Below are 3,610 nucleotides of genomic sequence, written 5' to 3'. Positions count from 1 at the left end.
CTTTGAGATCGCTCCAGTACAGCGCCGTTAGCTCAGCCAGTTTGCTGGCGGCGCTTGGTAGATGCAGGGTTGATACCGAGAGAGGAAACCATGAGTTCGAGGCTCCCAGAAGAATTGTTTTCACTTCGGCAGAGCACACACTCTCTTTGTCCCGTAGGTGAGGCCGCCGCCCAGTGCAGATGGGCAAGTTGACTTTGCCTTCGTCCCCAAACGCATCCGACATCTTGCGCGTGGCAGAGCACGCCTCACATTTGATGGTGATCTCGGAGACTTCACCAAACCCAAACTCATAAAGAAACAGTCGCCCCTTACAGTCGGACTTGCCCTTGTGTACAAAGGAATGCCAGGGAAAGTCATCAAGGTGCCCGTGCTTGCAGGCGACCAGAAAGCGAACGGGGAGCATCTCCGGCTGGCGCTTCACGGACTTGTTGCAGTTGGCATGAACATAGGCGGTGCGCTCGGGACGGTGCTGGTGGGGCTTTAACTCTATCGCTGGGTTCGCCGACGAGATTGGGCCAAGGTAGCGGCAGCTCGGACACACCATCCACCGGGGAAACGCGGCGACGGGAACTCCGATTATTCCCAAGTTCACCGCCGATCCCAGCGTGTCATCCGGGGTAGGTGGTGTCCTGAGCGCCACAACCGAGTCTCCAAGCTCCGCACGGACAGCCGACAGTAGACGCTCTTCCTCTATCTCGCGTGTGTAGGTAGTATCCCAGTCATCGATACCCATCACCATCACCGCGATGCGGGGAAGATCCACAATAGCCCCAATCCCATAGGTGTAGAGCATCTGGCTGGGACGCAGCTCACCCACGGGCGTTTTATCTGATTTTCTCATTGCAGGAGCTCGTCTTCCTCGCTTGCTTCCATAGGAGCACTCGTTTTCAAAACAGGGCTGTCCACAGCTGTCGCTTCCTCGTCCATTCCGTAGTTATCCAATATCAGATTCACACTCGCTTCTACATCTCGCAGCGAGTTGAGGCAGGTGAACTCCTGCCACGGCTTACTCCCTGGCTGCTCCAGAAGGCCGAAAGTCTTGCCATCGTTGCGCGTCTTGTAGCCCAGAACCGCTCCGCCCGTCATGCGCTGCGCCCGTGCGGCCCAGGAATCGATTCGTGCTGCCAGATCTGCTTTTACCCTGACCCCGACAGCGTTATTGCCTTCAACCTCGATAGCTCGCTGAATGATCATCGCTTTTGCATCACTGACCAGGCTATGCGTTGCCTGAATGGATGCTGCGCTCGCATTGCTGTTGAAGGTTTTGCCCGCGAGCCGCGTTGTTGCCACAAGGAGGGCGGAGAGACCACGGTCCAGAGCGCGAGGAGCAAAGGGCGTGACGGAGAGCGCCTCGACATACTGATAGAACGTAGCGTGGTAGTGCTCGAAACGCTCGTAGTGGGAGAGGTCACGAGGGCGTGCCCAGTTCAGTACGGTGCAGACTAGGCCCGGATAGTTTCGCCCGACACGGCTTGTTGCCTGGATATACTCCGCCGTTGACTTGGGCTGATTGGCGACTATCATCAGCCCAAGCCGCTTGACATCGACACCGACTGAGACCATGTTGGTGGCCAGCAAGACGTCTATCGGAAGGCGAGCATCGCGCTCCCCGGTGTGGAGCACCTCAAGGTTATCTAGAATCTTAGGTATCTCTGCGGAGTTCATGCGTGAGGTCAGCTCCTGGACATTGCGAACACGGCGTTTGGGAAGCCCACGCTTGTCTGTGTGTCCAAGACCAGAGCGCACATCGTCATCCACCAGACGACGCATCCCTCCTAGCTCACGCATGGAGTTAAAGTAGCCAACGGTTGTCATCCAGGGATCAGCATCGGGGCCGTATTTCTCAAAGAGCGCCTGAGCCGCCGCCATGTAGGCGATGTAGACGCGGATGAGAACCGACTTGAGGCGACGCCCTGGCGCACACACGCCGACATAGAGCCGTCCGGGCTTGACCTTTAGGTCGCTCTGCACTGCGAAGAAGTTGTCCTCAACATCCAGACCCTGAGGGGGGAACACGCTGACCCGTCGCCGGAAGGTCTTATGAACCTGGAGCTTGGCGTTGCGAATGGTAGCAGTGGATGCCACTACCTTGGGCCGCACCCGCTTTCCTTTGACCTCCCAGCTCGATAGGTAATCCACCGCCGTTTCATACAGCCCAACCAGTGAACCAAGAGGCCCGGAGATAAGGTGAAGCTCGTCCTGAATGATGAGGTCAGGGGGACGAACTGGGCCATGAGGGATAGTTCTGGCGGCGGGCAAGACTCCTTGCTTAGGATGGGAATCAGCATCGTCCAGATCAGGAGAGCGGAAGCCGTGACGCTCGCAGAGGCCATCTACTTGACCGAATAGCATCTGGGTAACCCCATTCCAGGGCATCTGGGCAAACTTGTCCACAGTGGCGATGAGTAGCGCCGGAAGCTGTCGGTAGATTTCTTCATCCACTACAATCACCGGGAGTCCTTCGCCTGGTGAGCGCCCTGCACTGAACATACACCGGCCCGTCGCATCGCCACAGTACGTGAGAGTTCTTCCCCGAGCTTTCTCGACCTTCAGGTGCTTGCCTGGCTCGATCACCGTGCCACACCAAGGGCAGGTCGTGAGCTGCGCCGGGTCTCCCAGCCCTGCGGTGAACTTACGGTCGCGCCGATCCAGCACGGCTTGCTCCGCCTGCTCGGTGGTGTTGGGAGTCGTCTTATTTCCCACCCACAGCCCGATACGAAACGGCCAGCTCCCCCACTTTATGTCCCCTTTATCGGCAGCATCGCGGCGGATGGCTTCACAGGCACAGATGAGAGCGGAGGCGCGCTGGAACTGCTGGAGCGTCAGGAGCCGCAAGGTATAGCGCATGAGTACAGCAACCCCATGCTCGCTAGAGCGCCCCTCGATAACACCCTGGAGCCGCCGTAGCCCCAGGGTGTAAGCCGTCAGGCCCAAGTAAGCTTCGGTCTTTCCACCACCCGTGGGAAACCAGAGCAGGTCTGCTGTCGCCGTTGAGTCATCGCTCCGGTCAGGATGATCTAGCTTGGTGATGCCAGGCAAGTTGAGAAGAATAAACGCCAACTGGAACGGTCGCCAGCTCCGGTTCTTTTCAATATCAAGGTCTTTAACCTCGACGGCCTTCCCCTGGCGCTTCGCTTCAGCGTAAAGAACATGCACCCGCTGTAGCCACATTGCGCGGTTTGTGAAGCGAAACGCTTCCGCTGCCTGTGGGTCGGTGGTGAGTAGCGTCAGGCCCTCCAGGATACGCTGGCGAGCTTGCTCACACGCAGCAAGGGCTTGCTTTGCTGTCTCGTCAAAGCCGGTCAGTCCAGCAGCCTTGAGTGTTTGGGTCGCAATCCAATCCGCGTAGGAGGTGACGAGCGGTGCAAGACGGGCGGCAAGCTGATCATCTGGAGTTCGCGCTAACTCCTTCATGTCAAGAAGCAGCCCTGGCAGCAGAGCGGGCTCGACGGGAGCGACCTCAAAGGTTGGGAGTGCGCTTGTGGCAACGCGCGTGGCGCGGTGAAGATTTGTTGGATCTACATCCGCATGAACGGCGGTGCCGTGACCTACCGCGAACTCCTCACGCTGGCGATAGAGCATCTCCAGGGCTTTGATCTCGCGGTAGACC

General features: G+C 58.3%; 2 protein-coding genes. Both read right to left on the bottom strand.

Annotation, left to right across the window (positions count from 1 at the left end; all coding sequences use genetic code 11):
• Positions 1-841 (bottom strand): DrmB family protein (gene drmB, locus ACH2EH_RS17220; RefSeq protein ID WP_395143497.1); only part of this gene is annotated, 841 nt, incomplete at its 3' end.
• The coding region (gene drmA / locus ACH2EH_RS17215) for a DISARM system helicase DrmA (protein WP_395143495.1) at positions 838-3,610 on the bottom strand (2,773 nt) is incomplete at its 5' end. The genes drmA and drmB, both read right to left, overlap by 4 nt.

It is taken from the genome of Armatimonas sp. (assembly GCF_043760365.1).
Lineage (GTDB): Bacteria > Armatimonadota > Armatimonadia > Armatimonadales > Armatimonadaceae > Armatimonas.
This window is presented reverse-complemented; position numbering and strand designations above follow the sequence as displayed.